The organism is Cupriavidus oxalaticus (genome assembly GCF_004768545.1).
GTDB classification, from domain to species: domain Bacteria; phylum Pseudomonadota; class Gammaproteobacteria; order Burkholderiales; family Burkholderiaceae; genus Cupriavidus; species Cupriavidus oxalaticus_A.
Genome location: NZ_CP038634.1, coordinates 1,191,090 through 1,210,742, shown reverse-complemented (window position 1 = coordinate 1,210,742; position 19,653 = coordinate 1,191,090). Strand labels below are relative to the sequence as shown.

Here is a 19,653-nt window from a genome sequence, read left to right as displayed (position 1 = left end):
CAAGAAATGTGCCGCAGGTGTGCGGCGAGGTGGTTCAGCCGGCCCGCCCCAGCCGCGCCGCGGCACGGGTGATGGCCTGCCGCACGCCGGCATAGCCGGCCCACGGATCGTCGGCCTGCAAGGCCTCCAGCCGCGGGCCCACGTTGGCGACGGTCCATTGCGCCGCGCTCTCCAGCGTCCCGAGCTCTTCCCATGAGACCGGGATCGATACGCCCAGCCCTGGCCGCGCGCGTGCCGAGAACGCCGCGACGGTGGTCGCGCCGACACCATTGCGCAGGTAATCAATGAAAATCTTCCCTACGCGATTGCGCGCACCGCTCTTGGCGACGAAGCGCTGCGGGATGGTGGCGGCGACATGGCGCACTACGTCTTGCGCGAAGTCCTTGACCTCGTCCCAGCCGGCGCGCGGCGCGACCGGCACCACCACGTGCAGGCCTTTGCCGCCGCTGGTCTTCAGGAAGCTGGCCAGGCCAAGCTCGTCGAGCAGTGCCTTCATCAGCGCGGCGGCCTCCTGCATCTGGTCCCAGGGCACGCCTTCGCCGGGGTCCAGGTCGAAGATGATGCGATTGGGCCGGTCGAGGCTGCGCTTGCTGGCATTCCAGGTGTGGAACTCGACCACGTTAAGCTGGGCCGCCGAGACCAGCGCCTCGGCCGACACGATCTCCAGCAGCGCGGGATGCCCCGGCCACAGCGACGGGTCCAGGATGTTGATGCCATCGACGCGCAGCGTGTCGCCATGGCGCTGGAAGAACTGTTCGCCGCCCACGCCGGCAGGGGCGCGCACCATCGCGATCGGGCGGCCGCGCAGGTGCGGCAGCATCAGCGGCGCGGCCTGCTCGTAGTAGCGCACCAGGTCGCCCTTGGTCAGGCCGGAGGCGGTGTCGATCACGCGTTCGGCATGGCTGATCCTGACCTTGCCACCCAGCGCGGCAGGCTGCTTGCCGTGGGAGCCGGTTCTTTCCGCGGTTTTTGCCGGAGCCTTCTCGGCTGTCTTCGATGCAGTCCTGGCTGCGCGCTTTGCGGGGGCCTTCTCTGGCGCCGTCTTTGCCGCCGTCTTTGCTGCTTTCGCTGCGGCCTTGGTCCCCTTGCCGGCCGGTGCCGCCGGCATCTCGACCGACACCGCGCCGGCGGGCTTGTCGGTGCGCAGCCCGTGGAACACGGCATGGCGCACGCGGCCTTCGCGGGTCCAGCTGCCGAACGACACCTCGGCCACCAGCTTCGGCCGCACCCAGTGTCCCTTCACGCCCGCCGGCACGGTCGCGAACGGCGACGTATCGGCGCGCAGCGCGTCGAGCTGCGCGCGCAGTTCGCCGAGCGTGCGCGTGTCGAAGCCGGTGCCGACGTTGCCGGCATAGCGCAGCCGTCCGCCGCTGTCGTGCACGCCCAGCAGCAGCGAGCCGATGCCGGTGCGGCTGCCGCTGGGATCGGTAAAGCCCGCCACCACGAATTCCTGGCGCAGGGTGCATTTGAGCTTGATCCAGGTGTTGCTGCGCGTGCTGACATAGCTGGAATCGGCGCGCTTGCCGATCACGCCTTCGAGCTTCATGCGGCAGGCGGCGTCGAGCATTTCGTCGGGGGCGGCCTCGAAGTCCTCGCTGAACTGCAGCCGCGGCGCGGTGTTGCCGGCAAAGATATGCCGCAGCAGCGCGCGGCGCTCGGCCAGCGGCACCTTGCGCAGGTCATGGCCGGCATAGAAGGGCAGGTCGAACACGAAGTACTGGATGGCCTCGACGCGCGCGGTATCGAAGGCGTTCTGCAAGGCCTGGAAGTCGGTCTCGCCATGCTTGCCGAGCACCACGATCTCGCCGTCGAGCCAGCCGTCGGGCAGCCCCAGCGTGCCGACATCACGCGCCAGCGCGCGCAGCTTCGCGGTCCAGTCATGGCCCTGGCGCGTGAACAGCCGCACGTCCTTGCCGTCGATGCGCGCCAGCACCCGGTAGCCGTCGAACTTGATCTCATAGCGCCAGGCCGCGGCGTCGGCCGGAGGCTTGTCGACCAGCGTGGCCAGCTGCGGCGCCAGCGCCAGCGGCAACGCCGCGCGCGGCGCGCCGGGCTGCGGCTTCAGTGCCCTGGCGCGGGGGGCGGCGTGGGTTGTCCCGCCGGCGTCGGCCTTGCCGGCACGCTTTGCCGCCGGCCTGGCGGAGCCGCTGGCAGCTTGCGTCTTGCGCGCCGTGCCGCCCAGCACGCTGTCGGGCAGCGCCTCGACCACGTCGAACTCGGCCGCCGGCACCGCGGCGTCGTCGCGCTCCTTGATCAGCAGCCACGCGTCCTGCTCCTTCTGCCGGCTGCCGTGCATCCGCACCAGCGTCCAGTGGCCATGCAGCTTTTCGCCGCGCAGCTCGAACTTGAGCTTGCCGGCGCGGTAGCCGGCCTCGGCGTCGCCGACCGGCACCCAGGTGCCACGGTCCCATACGATCACCGTGCCCGCGCCGTAGTGCCCGGCTGGGATGACGCCCTCGAAGCCCGCGTAGTCCATCGGATGGTCTTCGACGTGGACTGCCATGCGCTTGTCGTGCGGGTCCAGGCTCGGGCCCTTGGGCACGGCCCAGCTTTTCAGCGTGCCGCCGAGTTCGAGCCGGAAGTCGTAGTGCAGCCGCCGCGCCGCGTGCTTCTGGATCACGAACGACAGCTCGCCGGCGCGCTTGCGCGGTGCGCCGCGTGTGCGGGCGGCGGCACCGCTGGGCTCGGGCGTGGCGCCGAAGTCGCGCATGCGGCGGTATTTGTCCAGCGCGGCGCTGGCCGTGCTGCGCTTGCGGGCCGCCGCGCCGGCCTTGCGCGCCGCCGGCGGCGAGCCCTTGCGGGCAGGCTTGCCGCTGCGCGCCGTCGTGCGCTTTGCCGCAGTGCGGCTGTCGCCGGAGTCCTGTCGCGTCGTCTTGGCCATGGCTGTCGCCGGTTGCGGAAAGATGCATCCAGCTTAGGCAGCACATGGCGCCGGCGAAATCGGCGCCAGTCCTACAGCGGCACAGGATGGCGCCGCGACGGCACGCGCACGGCAGCGCGTGCCGGCCGGCATGTGGTTCTTACCGGACGTTGTAATTCTGCCGCGCGTCTGCTCCCCCCTCCGCGCGCCCGCAGGCCGGCGCGGATGGGAACGCAATTTGCGATGCTTGTCTGCAATGCACTGTCGGTGATCAACCATTGCCACGCCCGGCGCCGTGCCGGGATCATCCCGAGGAGAAGCGGCAGATGAAACCCACCCTGAAGAAAATCGGCTCGCAGGTGATCGTGCTGACCGGCGCCACCAGTGGAGTGGGCCTGGTCACCGCGCGCAAGGCCGCCGCGCGGGGTGCGCGGCTGGTGCTGGTGGCGCGCAGCGAGGATTCGCTGCACAAGCTGGCCGAAGAGTTGCGCCAGCAGGGCGCCGAAGTCATCACTGTCGCTGCCGATGTGGGCCGGCACGAAGAGGTCGGCAAGGTCGCGCAGGCCGCGATCGAGCGCTTCGGTGGCTTCGACACATGGATCAACAATGCCGGCGTGACGATCTTCGGCCGCCACGGCGACGTGCCGCTGGAAGACCAGCGGCGGCTGTTCGACACCAACTACTGGGGCACCGTCCATGGCTCGCTGGCGGCGGCCGCGCACTTGCGCGAATGCGGCGGCGCCATCATCAACATGGGCAGCGAGGCCTCCGATGGGCCGCTGCCGCTGCAGAGCGCGTACGCGGCCTCGCAGCATGCGATCAAGGGCTTTACCGATTCGCTGCGGCTGGAGCTGGAACAGGAACAGGCGCCGGTCAGCATCACGCTGATCAAGCCCGCCGGCCTGGAAACGCCGCTGGCCATGCACGCCAAGAACTTCCTTGACGTCGAGCCGCGCCTGCCGCCACCGCTGTACGATCCGGCGCTGGCCGCCGATGCGATCCTGTTCGCCGCCGAGAACCCGCGCCGCGACCTGTTCGTCGGCGGGGCGGCCAAGGCTTTCTCCGCGGCGGCGTACCACACGCCGCATACCTTCGACCGCTTCATGCGCCGCTTCATGGGCCGTGCCCAGCAGACGCGCCACCCGGCCGGCCCGCTCGAGGACAACACACTGTACGGCAGCGGCAGCGGGCTGCAGGAGCGCAGCGGCACGCGCACCGCGCTGCAGTCGTGCCCCTATACGACCACGGCGCGGCATCCGGTGCTGGCCACCGCGCTGATCGTCGGCGCGTCCGCCGCGCTGGCGGCGGTGGTGCAGGCGCGCCGGGGGCGCTAGCCTTCCGCCCAGCCACACCGGCAACCAGCGCGCCGCGTGGTGTGCGCCGTGGTCGCGGTCGGTGCCACGAACACCTATCATGGAGCTGAATGCCCGCCGGCTGGCGGGCATTTGGCCGTGCCGCAGGCGTACCGCCTGCCGGCCATGGTGGCACGCCGGGCGCCCGCATCCGCCGTACTGCGCGTACTACGTATTGAATGGCCTGCCATGATCGTCCATTACCACGTAGGGTTTGTCCATGTCGGAGCCGCAAGCGACAAAAGGTGCCTGCGCGCCACATCTGGCAGAGGCGGGAGCCGTTCCCCCCGGGCGTGTCGGCCAGCCAACCGTTGAGCAATACCGGCGCCTGCTGGATGCGGTCGAGGACGTGGCGGTGTTCGAAACGGATGCAGAGGGCCTCATCGTGGCGTGGCCCGACTCCGCGCTCCGCGTATTCGGCTACCGCGCCGAAGACATCGCCGGCCGGCACTTCTCCTGCCTGCACCGCGCCGATGATGTCGCCGCCGGTTTGCCGCTGCAGTGGCAGCAGGCCGCGGCGCAGGCCGGCAGTGCCCGCGACCGGGGCTGGCGCGTGCGCCGGGACGGCAGCCAGTTGCAGGCCGCCTGTGTCATGCATGCGAGCGCCGGCGGCTTCGTGGTGGCTTGCCGCGATATCACCGTGCAGGAAGCCGCGTCCGATCACGCCCGCCTGGCCGAGTCGCGCCTGCAGCTGCTGGCCGACAACCTGCCCGGCACCGCGGTCTGCGAGCTGGACCTGGATGGCACCATCCGCAGCTGGAACGTCGGCGCGCAGGCCGTGACCGGATACACGGCGGCTGAGGCGGTCGGCAAGCCGCTGGCGCTGTTGTACACCGGGCCGGATGCCGCGGCCGGGCGCGACCGCGCGGCGCTGGAAGCCGCGCGCGCCTGCGGCCAGTGGGCCGGCGACGAGCGCCTGGCACGCCAGGATGGCGCGATCGTGCGCTGCCAGACCCGCATGGTGCTGGTGCGCGATGCCGCGGGTTGCCCGGCCGGGCTGCTCTGGACCGCGCGCGACATCAGCGACGCGCTGCGCCTGGAGCTGCTCGAATCCGGCAACCGGCGCCTGCAATCCTTCCTTGCCATCCTTGGGCACGAACTGCGCAACCCGCTGGCGCCGGTGCGCAATGCGGTCGAGGTGATCGCGCTGACGCCGGATGCCGATACCCGCATCCGCCATTGCGCCGCGATCATCGACCGGCAGTTGCGCCAGCTCGAGCGGCTGGTCAATGACCTGCTGGATGTCGGCCGCGTGACCGCGGGCAAGATGAAGATGGAGCTGACGCCTACGTCTTACAACGAAGTGGTCGGCAACAGCCTCGAGGCGATCCGGCCGGTGCTCGATGCCGCCGGCCAGCAGCTGGTAGCGGAGCTGCCCGCCGTCTCGCCGCACGTGCGCGCCGATGCCAACCGGCTGGGACAGGTGCTGTTCAACCTGCTCAGCAACGCCACCAAGTACACCCCGCGCGGCGGCACCGTGAGCGTGCGGGTCCACGTGGAGCCGGCGCGCGTGGTGACGACCGTCTCGGATACCGGCCGTGGCCTGCAGCGGGCGGCGCTGGACCGGATCTTCAACCTGTTCTCGCAGGAAAGCGAGGCCGGCAGCCGCAGCGGGCTCGGCGTCGGGCTGGCGCTGGCCAAGGCCGTGGTCGAAGCGCACGGCGGCGCGATCCAGGCCGACAGCGCCGGGCCGGGCAAGGGCAGCACCTTCACCGTGATCCTGCCGCGTGCCGGTGCGCCACGCCGCGAAGCGGCCGCACCGGCGCCGGGAACGCCGCCGCGGCGGCGCGTGCTGGTGGTCGACGACAATGCCGATTCCGCCGACAGCATGGCCGAACTGCTGATTATGCTCGGCCACGATGCGCGCGCGGCCCATGGCGGCTACCAGGCGCTGGCGCTGGCCGGCAGCTTCCGCCCCGACTGCGTGCTGCTGGACCTGGAGATGCCCGACATGTCGGGCTATGAAGTCCTGCAGGCGTTGCGCCAGACCTGCGGCGCGCAGGTGCGCTTCCTGGCGCTGACGGGGCGCGGCACCCCGGATGACCATCGGCGCAGCAAGCTGGCCGGCTTCCATGCGCACCTCACCAAGCCGCTGGCGATCGACGCGCTGTTGCGCGCGCTGGCCGATCCGGCCACCGGCGCTTCGCCGTCTCAGAGCGAGCGGTAGGCGTCCAGCCGGTTGTACAGCGTCTTGAGGCTGATGCCGAGCGCGCGCGCCGCCTGGCGCTTGTCGCCGTCGAAGCGCGCCAGCGTGGCCATGATGATCTCGCGCTGGGTATCGGCCAGCGTGGTGCCCACGCGCACGTTGACCACGCCGTCCACGGTGGTGGGCCGCGGCGGCTGCGTGGCCAGGTTGGGATTGCCGATCTCGACCACCTTGTCGGCGAGGATAAAGGCCCGGTAGACCGTGTTCTTCAGCTCGCGCACGTTGCCCGGCCAGTCATAGCGCACCAGCCGGTCAAGCGAAGCGGCCGAGAAGGCCTTGTCGCTGTGTTCCATCGCGTTGTATTCGGCGAGGAAGTGCCGCGCCAGCGGCACGATATCGTCCGGGCGCTCGCGCAGCGGCGGGATATGCAGCGGAAACACTGCCAGCCGGTACAGCAGGTCTTCGCGCAGCTGGCCGGTGCGCACGGCATCGACCGGATCGCGGTTGGTTGCGGCCAGGATGCGCACGTCGGTGACGATCGGCGTATCGCCGCCGACGCGGTGGAAGGTGCGGCTTTCCAGAACCCGCAACAATTTGATCTGCATCTCGAGCGGCATTTCGGTGACTTCGTCCAGGAACAGGGTGCCGCCCTGCGCCTGCTCGAAGTACCCCGCCTTCTGCTCGATCGCGCCGGTAAAACCGCCCTTCTCGTGCCCGAACAGCTCCGACTCGATCAGCGTCGGCTGGATCGCGCCGCAGTTGACGGCGATAAAGGGGCCGTTGCGCCGCGCGCTGCGCTCATGCACGGCGCGCGCCACCACTTCCTTGCCCGAGCCGCTTTCCCCCACCGCGAGCATGGTGACATCGGTCGGCGCCACCCGCTCCACCTGGGCCATCAGGCGCTGCATGGCCGGCGCGGTGCTTTCCCACAGCAGCGAGACCTGCGAGGGCACGGCCCGGCGCGGCGCAGCTTCCCCGGCCGCGGGGGAGAGGGGGGCCTGGCGGGCTGAGGCAGGGGCGGCGGCGCTGCGCCGAGGAGGCGTGGTGGTCACTGGCACGATCGAAGGCAGGGCTTGGCGAGCTTGTCGTGTGAGGGTGGGAAGTTCCTATGCTAGCCTTTGCCAGAGGGCCTTGCCATAGCCGCGCGGTCCCGCGCGGAAAGGTCCGACAGCGGTGTCAGACAGACACTGGCAACCTTGGCCCCAGGCCGGGCTTAGACTTTTATTACGCAGTGGACTGGCAGTATGCAGTCGGAACCGTGCCGCACCTGTCCTGAATTGCCCGGAATGCCTGCCTTGCCGCGCTTCGCATGGCGCGCGGCGGCGGCTGCGGTACCTGGCGCCGGGCCGGAATCCGGACAGGCGTTCTTTGCTGGTTCCGCAGAAGTTTCCATTAAGTCTCACTGACGGATCGTATGCCCCACATCCTGATTGTCGATGACGATGAAAACGCATGTGCCGCGCTGGCGGAGATCGTGGCCATGGAAGGTTTCACTTCCGCCACCGCCGGCAGCCTGCGCGAAGCCCGGCTGCAGTTCGGCTGGCACATGCCTGACGCGATCGTCGCCGACCTGCGCCTGCCCGACGGCAACGGCATGGAGCTGTTCGACGAGGTCGGCGCCTCCGGCGTCGAAGTGATCCTGACCACCGGCTATGCCAGCGTCGAAAGCGCGGTCGAGGCCCTGCGCGCCGGCGCTACCGACTACCTGGTCAAGCCGATCAACGTGGCGCGGCTGCAGACCGTGCTCAAGCGCCTGGCCACCACCGGCGAGCTGCGCGCCGAAATCCATTCGCTGCGCGGCGAACTGCGCCGCTACGGCCGCTTCGGCCGGCTGATGGGCAGCTCGGAGGTGATGCAGACGGTCTATGACCAGCTCGCGCGCGTGGCGCCCACCGAGGCCACGGTGCTGCTGATCGGCGAAAGCGGCACCGGCAAGGAGCTGGCCGCGCAGACCGTGCATGAGCTGTCGTCGCGGCGGCGCCAGCCCTTCCTCGCGGTCAATTGCGGCGCGATCTCGCCCACGCTGATCGAGAGCGAAATGTTTGGCCACGAGCGCGGCAGTTTTACCGGCGCCGACCGCCAGCACAAGGGCTACTTCGAGCGCGCCGACGGCGGCACGCTGTTTCTCGACGAAATCACCGAGATGCCGGCCGAGCTGCAGGTCAAGCTGCTGCGCGTGCTGGAGACCGGCACCTTCATGCGAGTGGGCACCAACCGCGAATGCCATGCCGACGTGCGCGTGCTGGCCGCCACCAACCGCAACCCGGAAGAGGCCGTGGCCGACGGCAAGCTGCGCGCCGACCTGTTCCACCGCCTCAACGTGTTCCCGGTGGAGCTACCGCCGCTGCGCGCGCGCGGCGACGACGTGATCCAGATCGCCAACCTGATGCTGGACCAGCTCAACGGCGAGCAGGGCACGCAGCGGCGCTTCGCCCCCAACGTGCTCGACAGCCTGCGCCTGCATGCCTGGCCGGGCAATGTGCGCGAACTGCGCAATTTCGTGCAGCGCGCCTTTATCATGGCCGACGAGGATCTCATCACCGAGGTGCAGGTGCCGCTGCAGGTGGCGGCCACGCAGGCCCCCGGCGCGGCGGTGGTGTCGGTGCCGGTAGGCATGTCGCTGGCCGACGCCGACCGCCAGCTGATCTTCGCCACGCTGGAGCAATGCGCCGGCGTCAAGAAGCATGCTGCCGAGATCCTCGGCATCAGCCTGAAGACTTTGTACAACCGGCTGGAAGATTATGCCGCCCGCGGGGAGCTGCCCGAGTGGCTGCGCGCCTCGCGCAATGACACGGGATCGTCCGCGACCGGTTGACTGGCCTGGGACGCCCTGTGGGCTGGCCTCCCGGCGCTGCGCGCAGCACGTTTCTTGCTTCTACGCCAAGTAGCCAACCTGGCCGCCCAGACGCCAATCCGACCATGACGCAACCGCAGCCGCCGTCCAACCTGCCGGACGTTTCTGACGATCAAGCCACGGATGTGGCTGCCGGCGCGGACACCGCCGAAACGGCCGCGGTGCGCGCGGTGCAGGAAGTCAGCACGCTGATCGAGCAGTCGGCCCATGACCTTCGTTCATCGCTCAATGCCATCCAGAGCTGGGCCTACGTGCTGGACCGCGCCTTCGATGCGGCGCCGGCCCCGGCGCAGCGCGCGCTCGACGGGATTCGCGCCGGCACCCAGCAGCAGCTGGCGCTGATCGAGGAAATGGAGGAATCGGTGCGACTGCTGGCCGACGAGCGCCCGCCGAGCTGGCAACGCATCGACCTGCTCGACGCCGCCGCGCAGGCCATTGCCGACCGCCGTCCGGCCGCCGAGGCGCGAGGGGTGCTGCTGGCCCCCGTCACCACCGACGGCGCGGGGGATGGCGCGTATGGCATCGACGGCGATGCGAACCGCCTCGTCCCGTTGCTGCGGCACCTGCTGGTGCATTGCATCTGGCGCGCGCCGGCGGGCGGCTCGGTGGCCATGCATCTGTTCGGCGAGCCTGCCCACGTGAAGCTGCGCATCGCCGAGAGCCCGCCGCTGGACCAGCAGCGCAGCGCCAGCCGGCTGGCGGCACTGACCGACTTCTTCGGCCGTCGCGCCGCGCCCGACAGTGGCAGCCAGGCGCGGCAAAGCACTGCGCTGCTGCTCACGCGGCGCATGGTCGAGATGCATGGCGCCCTGCTCAGCGCCGAAGGCGATGGCTGCGACGCGGACAAGATCAGCGTCTGCATCGCCGTCAGGTTCCCGCGCCAGCCACGTACGGCGTGACATCGCGCGCTGCGCGCCCAGCTTCCATCCTTTGCTTGACGATGTAGTTTTTACCGGCAGGTCTGTCGCGCAGCGCATTGGCCGAGCGCCGGTGGCGTGTCCGGCGTGGCGCCTGGCGGGCATGTAGCGCGCGTCGGTCAGGCCCGGGCGGTCTGGCCCGGCCTTTGCATGGGTCAGTCACCCAACCAAGGAGGGAACAACCATGCCTAACGCCAGCCGCAAGTCCGACAAGGCCGCGCAGGTTGCCCGCAAGCCGTCCGGCGCGAAATCCTCGGCATCCACCGCAAGATCCTCGGCCAAGCCTGGCGCGCGATCGGCCGCCAAGCCGGCTGCAAAGACTGCGATCAGGGCCGCGGCAAAACCAGCGGCCAAGCCGGCAGCCAAGCCGGCCAAGCCAGCCGCCAAGCCTGCTGCAAAGACCGCTGCCAAGACCGCTGCCAAGACCGCTGCCAAGACCGCTACCAAGACCGCTACCAAGACCGCGGCCCGCCCTGCAGCCAAGGCCGCCGCGAAGGCTGACAAGCCGCAGGCGATGCGCGCCAGCGCCGCTTCCGACAAGCCCCAGCGCGGCAAGGAGGCCAGGACGTACCAGGCCGCCGTCGACGACTCCCTGGAGATGACCTTCCCGGCCAGCGACCCGATCTCGCCGAGCGCCGCCATGCACGCCGAAAGGAAGACGCAGACCGCGCGCGACGACGTCGACTGGAAGCTCAAGCGCGGCAGCGCGCAGCAGCCCGTCGGGGCCAAGCCCGCGGGTCAGCGCAAGGGCAGCATGCGCGGCCGCTAGCAACAAGACATGGAGCCAGCATGACCGCTATCGTCGCAGGTCGATTCGACAGCTTCAGTACCGCCGAATCCGTCGCCAGCCGCCTCAAGGCACGCGGTTTCGCGGACCAGGACCTTAGCCTGTTCTACGTCAATCCGCCCGGGCAGCACGCTGCCTACGCGGTGGGCGGCGACCACGCGGCCGATGCCGGCGCGCGCAAGTCCGGCGCCGGTGCCATTGCCGGTGTAGTGATCGGCGCCGCGGCCGGCGCTGCCGTGGGTGCGATGCTGGTGTCGGCGCTGGCCGCTGTACCGCCGGTATCGATCCTGGTGCTGGTAATTGCCGTGGGCCTGGGCGCGTACCTCGGTTCGCTCGCGGGCGCGCTGGCGCTGGCGCGCGACGGGCGCCGCAATCCGGTGACCGGCCAGCCGCCGGTGCGCAACGCCGGCGTGCTGCTGGCCGCGCACGTTTCCAGCGGCGACACCGCCGCGGTCGCGGACCTGCTGCGCCGGGAAGGCGCCAAGGACGTGGAGCGTGCGGACGGGCAATGGGTCGATGGCCGCTGGGTGGATTTCGACCCGCTGGTGCCGCCGGTGCCGGCAGACGGGCGACGCCAGGCACCGGGCAGCCGGCCCCGCGCGGAATGATTTTTTTGCAGCGACTTGTTGCAGCCAACCCGAAACGGAGGTGTCCATGACCCAAGTCCAACCTGAATCCCCTGGCGAACAGCCGCGCGGCGCATCGATCGTCGGCGGCATCGACCGCAATTCCCCGGGCCCGGGCCCGTTCGTGATGGCCGCCGATACGCTCGAGGGCAACAAGGTGGTCGACCCGGCGGGCGACGACATCGGAACCATCGATCACATCATGATCGATGTCCTTGGCGGCCGGGTCGCGTATGCGGTGCTGGCCATGGGCGGCTTTCTCGGCATCGGCGAAAAGCTCTTTGCCTTGCCGTGGTCCGCGCTGACGCTGGACACGCGCCGCAAGTGCTTCGTGCTCGGCGTCGAGAAAGATCGTCTCAAGGCCGCACCCGGGTTTGACAAGGACCACTGGCCGAGCATGGCCGATTCGCAGTGGGCCACCAGCATCCACCAGTACTACGGTATTTCGCCGTATTGGGAAGCGGACCGCTACGATCCGTGGGGCTGAGCAAGGGAGACAGCGCTGTGAGCCAGTGTGAGCGATGAACGAGGCGCCGGATCCGATCCGGCGCTTCTATTTTTTGGGGAGTCAGACCTTGTGGTTGATCTGCCCATACGGGCGCTGCGATGGGTCGGCTTGCATGCCGCTGTCTTCGGGCTGCGCCGGCGCCTCCGGTGGCGGTTCATGACGCAGCGACAGCGCGTTGTGCACGCCGAGCACCCCGGCGCTGACGGCCGCGGCTTTTTCGATGCGCTGCGCGGTGTCGGCGTCCTCCACGCAGCCCCGCACGGTGACCCGGCGATCCGAGACTTCGAGCGTCACGCCGTCGGGAAAGCGGCCGTCGCATGCCGCGGCGATCTCGGCGCGCACCGCCACGCGCAGCGCTTCGTCGTCGGCGGCGGATGGGGAAGGGGCGTTCTCGTTCATTTCGGCTCCTCGACAGATAAACCCTGTCCGGCGCAAGAACCATTCCCGCGCAAGCTGCCAGCGGCATGCGCGCCGCGCGCGGCGGAAACGCAAGCCGTGTGCCGCGGATTGCCAGGCAAGTGCTGCGCGCGTTGTAGGACTGCGCCCGCTGCACATCGGCCCCATGCCCTCCATACAATGAAATCAGCATGCCGCGGCGCCGGCGCACCGCGCGAACGAGCAAGGCGCAACAGAGGAGCGCAACGATGAGCAAGTCCAGCCCGAACCTGCCGCGCGTCAATCATCAGCCAGCGTCTAGGCGTGACAGCGTATTGCACGCGTTTGACCGCTTCGCGGGTGGTGCCACGCGCCGAGCCGGCTCTCCCACTGCATTTGTGCTCGCGCTCGGCGTGGTGGCCGCCTGGGCCATCACCGGGCCCATGTTCGGGTTCTCCGAGACCTGGCAGCTGGTCATCAACACCGGCACCACCATCGTCACCTTCCTGATGGTGTTCCTGATCCAGCAGAGCCAGAACAAGGACGCCGTCGCGGTCCACCTCAAGCTCAACGAGCTGCTGGCCTCGCACCGCGAAGCCAGCAACATGCTGGTCTCGATCGAAGACCTCGACGAGGAAGAGTTGCGGCAGCTGGTGAACTTCTACCGCCACCTGGCCGAGCTGGCCGATAAGGAAAACGGGCTCAAGATGAGCCATTCGCTGGACGAGGCGCGCGAGAACCACGCGGCCAAGCAGCAGGCCCGCGCCTCGCGGCAGTACCGCCCGAAGGACGGCGGCGGCGGCGCCGATGCGCATGCCATTGCCGACGCCAGTCCATAAGCCGCTCTACCGGGCAGCGGCACGCATGCCGTTTGCCGCGGTAGTCGTCAACTTGTCGCGCCAACCAGGTCATCGAGCAAGGAGCCACCCCGTGTCCGATCCGAACAAGGCAAGCAAGCGCAAGCAGATGGAAGCGGCCGGCGCTGCGTCCCGCACGGTCATGGTGTACGGCTGCGACTCGCTGGGGCAGCCGGACAGCCACCTTGGCACCACCATGGCCAATATCGCGCGCAAGGTGGCCGAGATCGCGGGGATCGGCTACGCCGGCACCTATGATGAAACCGCGCCCGGCCAGCCGCGGCCCTACCTGGTGCCGGCGCAGACGCTGGTCGGGCAGGACCTTGCCGCGCGCCTTGGCGTGCAGGGAAAGGGCGACCTGTTCGGCGGCGTGGTGCCGTACGCGTTCGTCGCCACCAAGGCGATCACGCACGGCCTGGTCGAGCCGGGCGCGGCTGCGCCCGAAGGATGGAGCGACGCTTTCGTGCAGCGTGTGGTCGGCGCCACCCTGCCGGGCTTTACTGCGTTCACCCTTGCCGATGCGCGCACCGCCGGCACGCGCCTGCTGGCACTGGGTCCGGTGCGGCTGAAGGAGCCATGCGGCATCGGCGGGCTGGGCCAGTGCGTGGTCGACAGCGCGCGCGCGCTGGACGAAGCGCTTGCCGCCATGCCCGCTGCGGTGGTGGAGGCCCACGGCATCGTGGTGGAACGCGACCTCGACGCGCCGCAGACCTATAGCGTCGGCCAGGTGGAATTGGCCGGGCTGCGCGCCAGCTATTGCGGCACGCAGGGTCTGACGCAGAACAACCGTGGCCAGAAGGTCTACGGCGGCTCGACGCTGACGGTGGTGCGCGGCGGTTTCGACACGCTGCTGGAGCAGCCGTTCGACGCACGGACGCTGGCCGCGGTGCGCGCGGCGATGGTGTACCACGATGCCGCGCTGTCCTGCTATGGCGGCATGGTGCTGACCCGCTGCAACTACGACGTGGCCTTCGGCCCGGCCGCTGGTCCCGACGCCGACCGCGAGCAGGTGCTCGGCGGCGTGCTCGAGCAGTCGTGGCGCGTAGGCGGTGCCACCGGTGCCGAGCTGGCGGCACTGGAGGCGCTGCGCAACGATCCGGACCGCGCCCGCGTGGTCGCATCCACGCGCGAGGTGTATGGCGCCAACGTGCGGGTGCCCGCCGGCGCCGTGATCTATTTCCAGGGAGAGGACCGCCACGTCGGCCCCCTGACCAAGTACGCAAGGCTGGAGCCCGATTCCCATGGCAACCCATGAAGAACTGCTGCAGATCCAGAGCGAGGGCGGCACCATTGCCGGCACCCTCATCAGTCCGGAGACGAAGTTGCCGGGCGTGCTGTTCGTGCACGGCTGGGGCGGCAGCCAGCAGCAATACCTGGCGCGCGCGCGCAAGGTTGCGGGGCTGGGCTGCGTCTGCCTGACCTTCGACCTGACCGGCCACGCCGGCACCAGGTCGCAATACGAGACCGTCACCCGCATGCGCAACCTGGCCGATGTGGTCGCCGCGTACGACACGCTGGTACGGCAGCCGGAAGTCGATCGCAACGCCATCGCGGTGGTGGGCAGCAGCTACGGCGGCTACCTGGCGGCGCTGCTGAGCGCGATGCGCCCGGTGCGCTGGATGGGTTTCCGCGCGCCGGCGCTGTACATGGATTCCGGCTGGGAACTGCCCAAGCGCCAGCTGCACCGCGAACAGGATCTGGTGGCGTACCGGCGCAGCGTGGTCGCGCCCGAAGACAACCGCGCCGTGCGCGCCTGCGCGGAATTCGGCGGCGACGTGCTGGTGATCGAATCCGAGCACGACCAGGTGGTTCCGCACGCCGCGGTGATGAGCTATGTCGACGCCTGCGTGCATGCCAACTCGATGACCTACCGCGTGATCAAGGGCGCCGACCATGGGCTGACCGAGGAGGAGAGCCAGCGCGCGTACAGCAGCCTGCTGGTCAACTGGCTGCGCGAGATGATCACCGTGGCGCGCGCCGGCCCGGTCAGCGCCGACAGTGCCTTGCAGCCCAAGCCGCCACGCGCGGCGCCGGAGCCCGACGGCGATGCTGCCGGCATGGGCGGGGAGCTGCCCTCGTCAGCCCCGGCCAGTGCCGGATAGTGCCCGGATAGTGCCCGGATAATGCCCGGATAGTGCCGGCCCCGGAACGCAACGCGCATGGACAGCATCCTCACCGCCACCGAGCCCGCCGCGACGCTTGACGCCGTGCTGCGCGATGCCGGCCTGCGCTATGTCGACGACAGCAGCCCTGGCATTACCCGGTGCCGCCAGGGCAGCGGCTTCAGCTATATCGATCCCGATGGCGAACGCGTGCGCGACGCAACCACGCTGGCCCGCATTGCCGCGCTGGCCATCCCTCCGGCGTACGAGTCGGTGTGGATCTGCCCGGATGCGCGCGGCCACCTGCAGGCCACGGGGCGAGACGCGCGCGGGCGCAAGCAGTACGTCTACCACCCCGAATGGGCGGCACTGCGCGATTCAGACAAGTACGCGCGCCTGCCAGCCTTCGGCGCGGTGCTGCCACGGCTGCGCGCCCGTGCCGCGCGCGACCTGGGCCGCAACGGCATGCCGCGTGAAAAGGTCGTGGCGGCGGTGGTGGTGCTGCTCGATGCCACGCTGGTGCGGGTGGGCTCGCCGCGCTACGCGCAGCAGAACCGCACTTATGGCCTGACCACGCTGCGGCGCCGGCATGTGACCGTGCGCGGCAGCCGGCTGCGCTTCCAGTTCACCGGCAAGAGCGGCATCACCCACGACGTCTCGGTCAACGACCCGCGCCTGGCGCGCGTCGTGCGCAACTGCGCCGACCTGCCGGGCCAGCGGCTGTTCAAGTACCGCGACAGCGACGGCGAGATCCGCGAGATCGGCTCGGCCGACGTGAATGCCTACCTGAAGGAGGCGACGGGCGGCGAATTCACCGCCAAGGATTTCCGCACCTGGGCCGGCAGCGTGCATGCGCTGGCAATCCTGCGCAAGCTGCCGGAAGCCGCCAGCGAAACCGCGCGCAAGAAGGCCGTGGCCGACGCGATCCGGGAGGTGGCGCGACAGCTGCGCAATACCATGGCGGTTTGCCGCAAGTGCTATGTGCATCCCGGCGTCATCGAGGCTTACCTGTGCGGTGTGCTCGAAGCCGGCGGAAAGGCGCCGACGGTGGCCAGGCTGCGCGCTGACGAAGCCCGCTTGCTGCATTTGCTGCAAGCGGTGCGGCGCGATGACTGAGCGGCCAATTGCCGGGCATCGGGCCGGCCGTCGGGCCGGGGCGTCAGCCGCCACCGGGCTTCAGCACCGCAGCGGACCGATATAGCCGGGCAGTTCGCGCGCACCCGCGGCATGCGCCAGGCGGAACGCGCGCGTCAGGGCGTCGGCGAAGTGATGCGCCGTGTCGAACGGACCCGGCACATTGCGGCGGAAATAATCGGCCCAGCGGAAATCCGGGTAGGCGGTCTTGACCTTGCGATAGCCCCCGGCGAGCTGCACGAATGCTTCAAGACTGCGGTAGGGGTCGTCGCGCATGTCGTGGACGGCCACGGGCAGCTCGGTCAGCGGCCGGCGGCGGCCGTGCTCGTCATAGGGGTGGACCAGGTGGTTGGTGACCATGTAGCGCCAGAACGCCGGCACATCGAGGTCGCTGACATCGGCGCGGACAATGCCGGGCACGTGGCTCAGGCCGAGGTCGTGCCAGGCGCGCACCCAGTGGTGATGGTCGACCACGTAGAGGCCCTGTTCCGGCCCGATTATCAGGTGGACGCGGTGCCGGTCCAGGAACGCTGCGCGGTGCTCGGGCGGCACGCGGCGCGTTGCGTGGACCTTTTGCGCGACGTGGTAGCCGCCGACAGTGATCTGGGTCGGGTGCAGCGCGTCCAGGGGCACCATCAGCTTGGCACCACGACGAAGTTTGCGGGGATGGCGTGGCATATCGGCGCGGCGCGGCCAGGCGCTTCTTAGACGCGCCGCGCCGGATGACTGGCGCTCAGCTCTTGTTCAGCGTGCGCTCCGGCGACGTGCCGGTATCCGCCGCGCTGCCGGCAGTGTCTTCGCCACCAACCTCGGAGCCCGCGGCCCATGCCGAGCCCTGGCCGCCTTGCCCGCGTTCCACGCGCAGCCGGTTGTCGACCTCGGTCACGCCGAACACCGCATCGGCGATTTCCTCGATGACATACTTCTCGCGGCGCTCGCGCACGGTGCCGTCCAGCGTGACCACGCCGTTGGCGACTTCCACGCTGACTTCGCCGACATCGATGTAGGGATTCATGGCGAGGCGCTCGCAGACGTCCTCGCGCACCCGCTCATCCGAGCGGCGGTAGCCCTTGGGGCCGGTCATGCGCCTGCCGGCTTGCTGGCTGCGCTGGCTCCATCCCTGCGCGGCCGCCTGCTGGCCAAAGGCCCGGCTGCGGCGATAGCCGTAGTCGTCCGGGTAGACCCGCTGCCCGCCGCTGAATGACTGGCCGCCGCTGGCGGAATCGCCATAGTAGCCGCTGCCATAGCTCGGCTCGCCGCCGCGCTGGCCGCGGTCGCGCTCCATGCCTTCGCGCCAGTGCATGGCGCGGCCGCCGCGCTCGCCACGTTGGCCCCGCTCATCGCGCTCATCGCGCTCATCGCGCTCGCCGCCACGGCCGCGCGGCCCGAAGCGGTCTTCGTCGCGGTAACCATAGCCCGATTCGCGCTCCTGGGCGTGATAGCCGCTGTCTTGCGCCGACGGACGGTAGCCGCCGTAGCCGCTGCTGTAAGGATGGCCGGTGCCGCCGGCATCCGATGCGCCATAGCCCGGCTGGCCCCAGCTGCCGCGGCCCTGGCCGGAGGGCGTGTCCTGCTGGTACCACGGACCGCCGTGGCGCGCGGATTCGCTGCCGCGGCGTTCATCGCCACGTTCGTTGCCGTACTGGCCACCCGAGCGGCCGCGGCTTTCGCCGCGCCACTCGCCGCGGCCCTCGCGCTCGTCACTGCGCTCGTCACCGCGCCAGTCTTCGCCCCATTCCTGGCCCCAGTCTTCCGAGCCGCTGCCCCGGCTCTCGTCGCGCCGGCCCGCTTGCTGGCGCTGGCCCTGATTTCCGCCGCGGCTGCCGCGGTCGTTGCGGAAGTTGAACATTGCTTGCCTCCTGGCTGAATGGTCCGGCTGGGCCGTTGCCTGCGCAAAGCTGGCTGCGGCGCCGGGCCGTTGAAGTGCGGTGGTTTCCGCAGGGTTTCCGCAGGGGAAAGCCGCAAAATCCGTGCCCCTTCGCTGCCGCGCCCGCACGCCGCCGCGGGCGTGGCACCGCTGTAAGGATTGCCGGGCGATGTAACGGTTACGGGCGGCTGCGACGTCACCGCAGTTGGCGCGGCGCGCTGCGGGGGCAGCATGCCGGGTGCCTCCCAGCGGCATGGAACTTGCGCGGCACGCGCAAGGGCCAGCGCGCCCTCCACAGACAGGAGTCAGCCATGTCCACACCGAAGAGCGTCCCACCCCAGCACCAGGACCGCCAACCCGGGCTGGAAGCGCCCATGCGGCCGCAGCCGGACAGCGGCGCGGACGACTACGTCGGCAGCGGCCGCCTGCAAGGGCGCGTGGCGCTGATCACCGGCGGCGACAGCGGCATCGGCCGCGCCATAGCGGTGGCTTTTGCGCGCGAAGGCGCTGACATTGTCATTGCCTACCTCGACGAGCATGCCGACGCCCGCGAAGCCGTCGAACTGGTCGAAGCCTCCGGACGCAAGTGCCTCGCCGTCGCGGGCGATCTTGCCGACCGCAGCCATGCCGAGGGGGTTGCGCGCCAGACGCTGCAGCAATTCGGCAAGCTCGATATCCTGGTCAACAACGCCGCCGAGCAGCATCCCGAGAAGTCCCTGGAAGACGTCGAAGAAAGCCAGGTCGAGGCCACCTTCCGCACCAATGTCTTTGCGATGTTTCACCTGACGCGCGCAGTGCTGCCGCACATGAAGGCGGGCGCGTCGATCCTGAACACCACGTCGGTGACTGCGTATCGCGGCAGCAAGCATCTGCTCGACTACTCCGCGACCAAGGGCGCGATCGTGTCGTTCACGCGCTCGCTCGCGCTGCAGGTGGTTGAACGCGGCATCCGCGTCAATGGTGTTGCGCCGGGCCCGATCTGGACCCCGCTGATCCCGTCCACCTTTACAGCGGAGGAAGTCGCCGAGTTCGGCAAGAAGACGCCGATGGGCCGGCCGGGGCAGCCATTCGAAGTGGCGGCGGGCTTCGTGTTCCTGGCCTCGGATGCGGCCAGCTATATCACGGGGCAGATCCTGCACATCAACGGCGGCGAGGTCGTCAACGGCTGAACCAGCCGCGCATGTAGTTCGGGCGCTGCGCTTGCAAAAATTGCACGTGCCGCGCGCCGCCTCGGCCGCCAGCGTGCAGGTCCGGCGCGGGCGTGGCTC

The 19,653-nt window shown here is 69.8% G+C and carries 17 protein-coding genes; 12 read left to right on the top strand and 5 right to left on the bottom strand.

Going from position 1 to position 19,653, the window contains the following annotated elements:
- Window positions 1–34 precede the first annotated feature (34 nt).
- The gene (gene ligD, locus E0W60_RS05330; protein ID WP_135703258.1) at window positions 35–2,881 is read right to left on the bottom strand and encodes a DNA ligase D; all 2,847 of its coding nucleotides are present in this window, start codon (window positions 2,879–2,881) and stop codon (window positions 35–37) included.
- Between the two features lie 305 nt (window positions 2,882–3,186).
- On the opposite strand from ligD, the gene E0W60_RS05325 reads away from it, so the two are divergent.
- Window positions 3,187–4,194 carry an SDR family oxidoreductase gene (locus E0W60_RS05325; RefSeq protein ID WP_133096003.1) on the top strand — a complete coding sequence of 336 codons (1,008 nt, stop codon included), beginning with the start codon at window positions 3,187–3,189 and terminating at the stop codon, window positions 4,192–4,194.
- Between the two features lie 238 nt (window positions 4,195–4,432).
- The gene (locus E0W60_RS05320; protein ID WP_135703257.1) at window positions 4,433–6,379 is read left to right on the top strand and encodes a hybrid sensor histidine kinase/response regulator; all 1,947 of its coding nucleotides are present in this window, start codon (window positions 4,433–4,435) and stop codon (window positions 6,377–6,379) included.
- Here the strand turns inward: E0W60_RS05320 and E0W60_RS05315 are convergent.
- Window positions 6,364–7,416: a sigma-54 interaction domain-containing protein gene (locus E0W60_RS05315; protein WP_135703256.1), complete on the bottom strand. Its 1,053-nt coding sequence runs from the start codon at window positions 7,414–7,416 to the stop codon at window positions 6,364–6,366. The genes E0W60_RS05320 and E0W60_RS05315 overlap by 16 nt on opposite strands.
- A 356-nt stretch (window positions 7,417–7,772) precedes the next feature.
- Here E0W60_RS05315 and E0W60_RS05310 point away from each other — a divergent pair, with 356 nt between their 5' ends.
- The 5 genes from E0W60_RS05310 (at window position 7,773) to E0W60_RS05290 (ending at window position 12,029) form a co-directional block, all read left to right on the top strand.
- On the top strand, window positions 7,773–9,173 hold the full coding sequence (locus E0W60_RS05310) for a sigma-54-dependent transcriptional regulator (protein ID WP_133096000.1): 1,401 nt from the start codon (window positions 7,773–7,775) through the stop codon (window positions 9,171–9,173).
- A gap of 104 nt (window positions 9,174–9,277) precedes the next feature.
- Window positions 9,278–10,111, top strand: coding sequence for a sensor histidine kinase (locus E0W60_RS05305; protein ID WP_167884555.1), 834 nt, complete (start codon window positions 9,278–9,280; stop codon window positions 10,109–10,111).
- Window positions 10,112–10,313: 202 nt separating this feature from the next.
- Window positions 10,314–10,898, top strand: a complete 585-nt coding sequence (locus E0W60_RS37320; protein WP_135703255.1) for a hypothetical protein — start codon at window positions 10,314–10,316, stop codon at window positions 10,896–10,898.
- Window positions 10,899–10,918: 20 nt separating this feature from the next.
- A complete protein-coding gene (locus E0W60_RS05295) occupies window positions 10,919–11,524 on the top strand; it encodes a hypothetical protein (RefSeq protein WP_135703254.1) in 606 nt (201 codons plus the stop codon).
- A 46-nt stretch (window positions 11,525–11,570) separates the two neighbouring features.
- Window positions 11,571–12,029 (top strand): PRC-barrel domain-containing protein, encoded by a 459-nt coding sequence (locus E0W60_RS05290; RefSeq protein ID WP_133095996.1) that lies wholly within the window; start codon window positions 11,571–11,573, stop codon window positions 12,027–12,029.
- Between the two features lie 81 nt (window positions 12,030–12,110).
- Here the strand turns inward: E0W60_RS05290 and E0W60_RS05285 are convergent, their stop codons facing one another.
- Window positions 12,111–12,449 (bottom strand): BON domain-containing protein, encoded by a 339-nt coding sequence (locus E0W60_RS05285; protein WP_133095995.1) that lies wholly within the window; start codon window positions 12,447–12,449, stop codon window positions 12,111–12,113.
- A 245-nt stretch (window positions 12,450–12,694) separates the two neighbouring features.
- Between E0W60_RS05285 and E0W60_RS05280 the strand changes: the two genes are divergently transcribed.
- The 4 genes from E0W60_RS05280 (at window position 12,695) to E0W60_RS05265 (ending at window position 16,500) form a co-directional block, all read left to right on the top strand.
- Window positions 12,695–13,264, top strand: coding sequence for a low affinity iron permease family protein (locus E0W60_RS05280; protein ID WP_135703253.1), 570 nt, complete (start codon window positions 12,695–12,697; stop codon window positions 13,262–13,264).
- Window positions 13,265–13,355: 91 nt separating this feature from the next.
- A complete protein-coding gene (locus tag E0W60_RS05275; protein ID WP_133095993.1) occupies window positions 13,356–14,537 on the top strand; it encodes a DUF3182 family protein in 1,182 nt (393 codons plus the stop codon).
- Complete coding sequence (locus tag E0W60_RS05270) at window positions 14,524–15,384, top strand: alpha/beta hydrolase family protein (RefSeq protein ID WP_135703252.1); 861 nt, start codon at window positions 14,524–14,526, stop codon at window positions 15,382–15,384. The genes E0W60_RS05275 and E0W60_RS05270 overlap by 14 nt, the downstream gene beginning before the upstream one ends.
- A 57-nt stretch (window positions 15,385–15,441) precedes the next feature.
- Window positions 15,442–16,500 carry a DNA topoisomerase IB gene (locus E0W60_RS05265; RefSeq protein WP_133095991.1) on the top strand — a complete coding sequence of 353 codons (1,059 nt, stop codon included), beginning with the start codon at window positions 15,442–15,444 and terminating at the stop codon, window positions 16,498–16,500.
- A gap of 60 nt (window positions 16,501–16,560) precedes the next feature.
- On the opposite strand, the gene E0W60_RS05260 is transcribed toward E0W60_RS05265, so the two are convergent.
- Window positions 16,561–17,196, bottom strand: a complete 636-nt coding sequence (locus E0W60_RS05260) for a ParB-like protein (protein WP_135703251.1) — start codon at window positions 17,194–17,196, stop codon at window positions 16,561–16,563.
- A gap of 55 nt (window positions 17,197–17,251) precedes the next feature.
- Window positions 17,252–18,367, bottom strand: a complete 1,116-nt coding sequence (locus E0W60_RS05255) for a BON domain-containing protein (protein WP_135703250.1) — start codon at window positions 18,365–18,367, stop codon at window positions 17,252–17,254.
- Window positions 18,368–18,696: 329 nt separating this feature from the next.
- On the opposite strand from E0W60_RS05255, the gene E0W60_RS05250 reads away from it, so the two are divergent.
- Complete coding sequence (locus E0W60_RS05250) at window positions 18,697–19,554, top strand: SDR family oxidoreductase (RefSeq protein WP_135703249.1); 858 nt, start codon at window positions 18,697–18,699, stop codon at window positions 19,552–19,554.
- Window positions 19,555–19,653 lie beyond the last annotated feature (99 nt).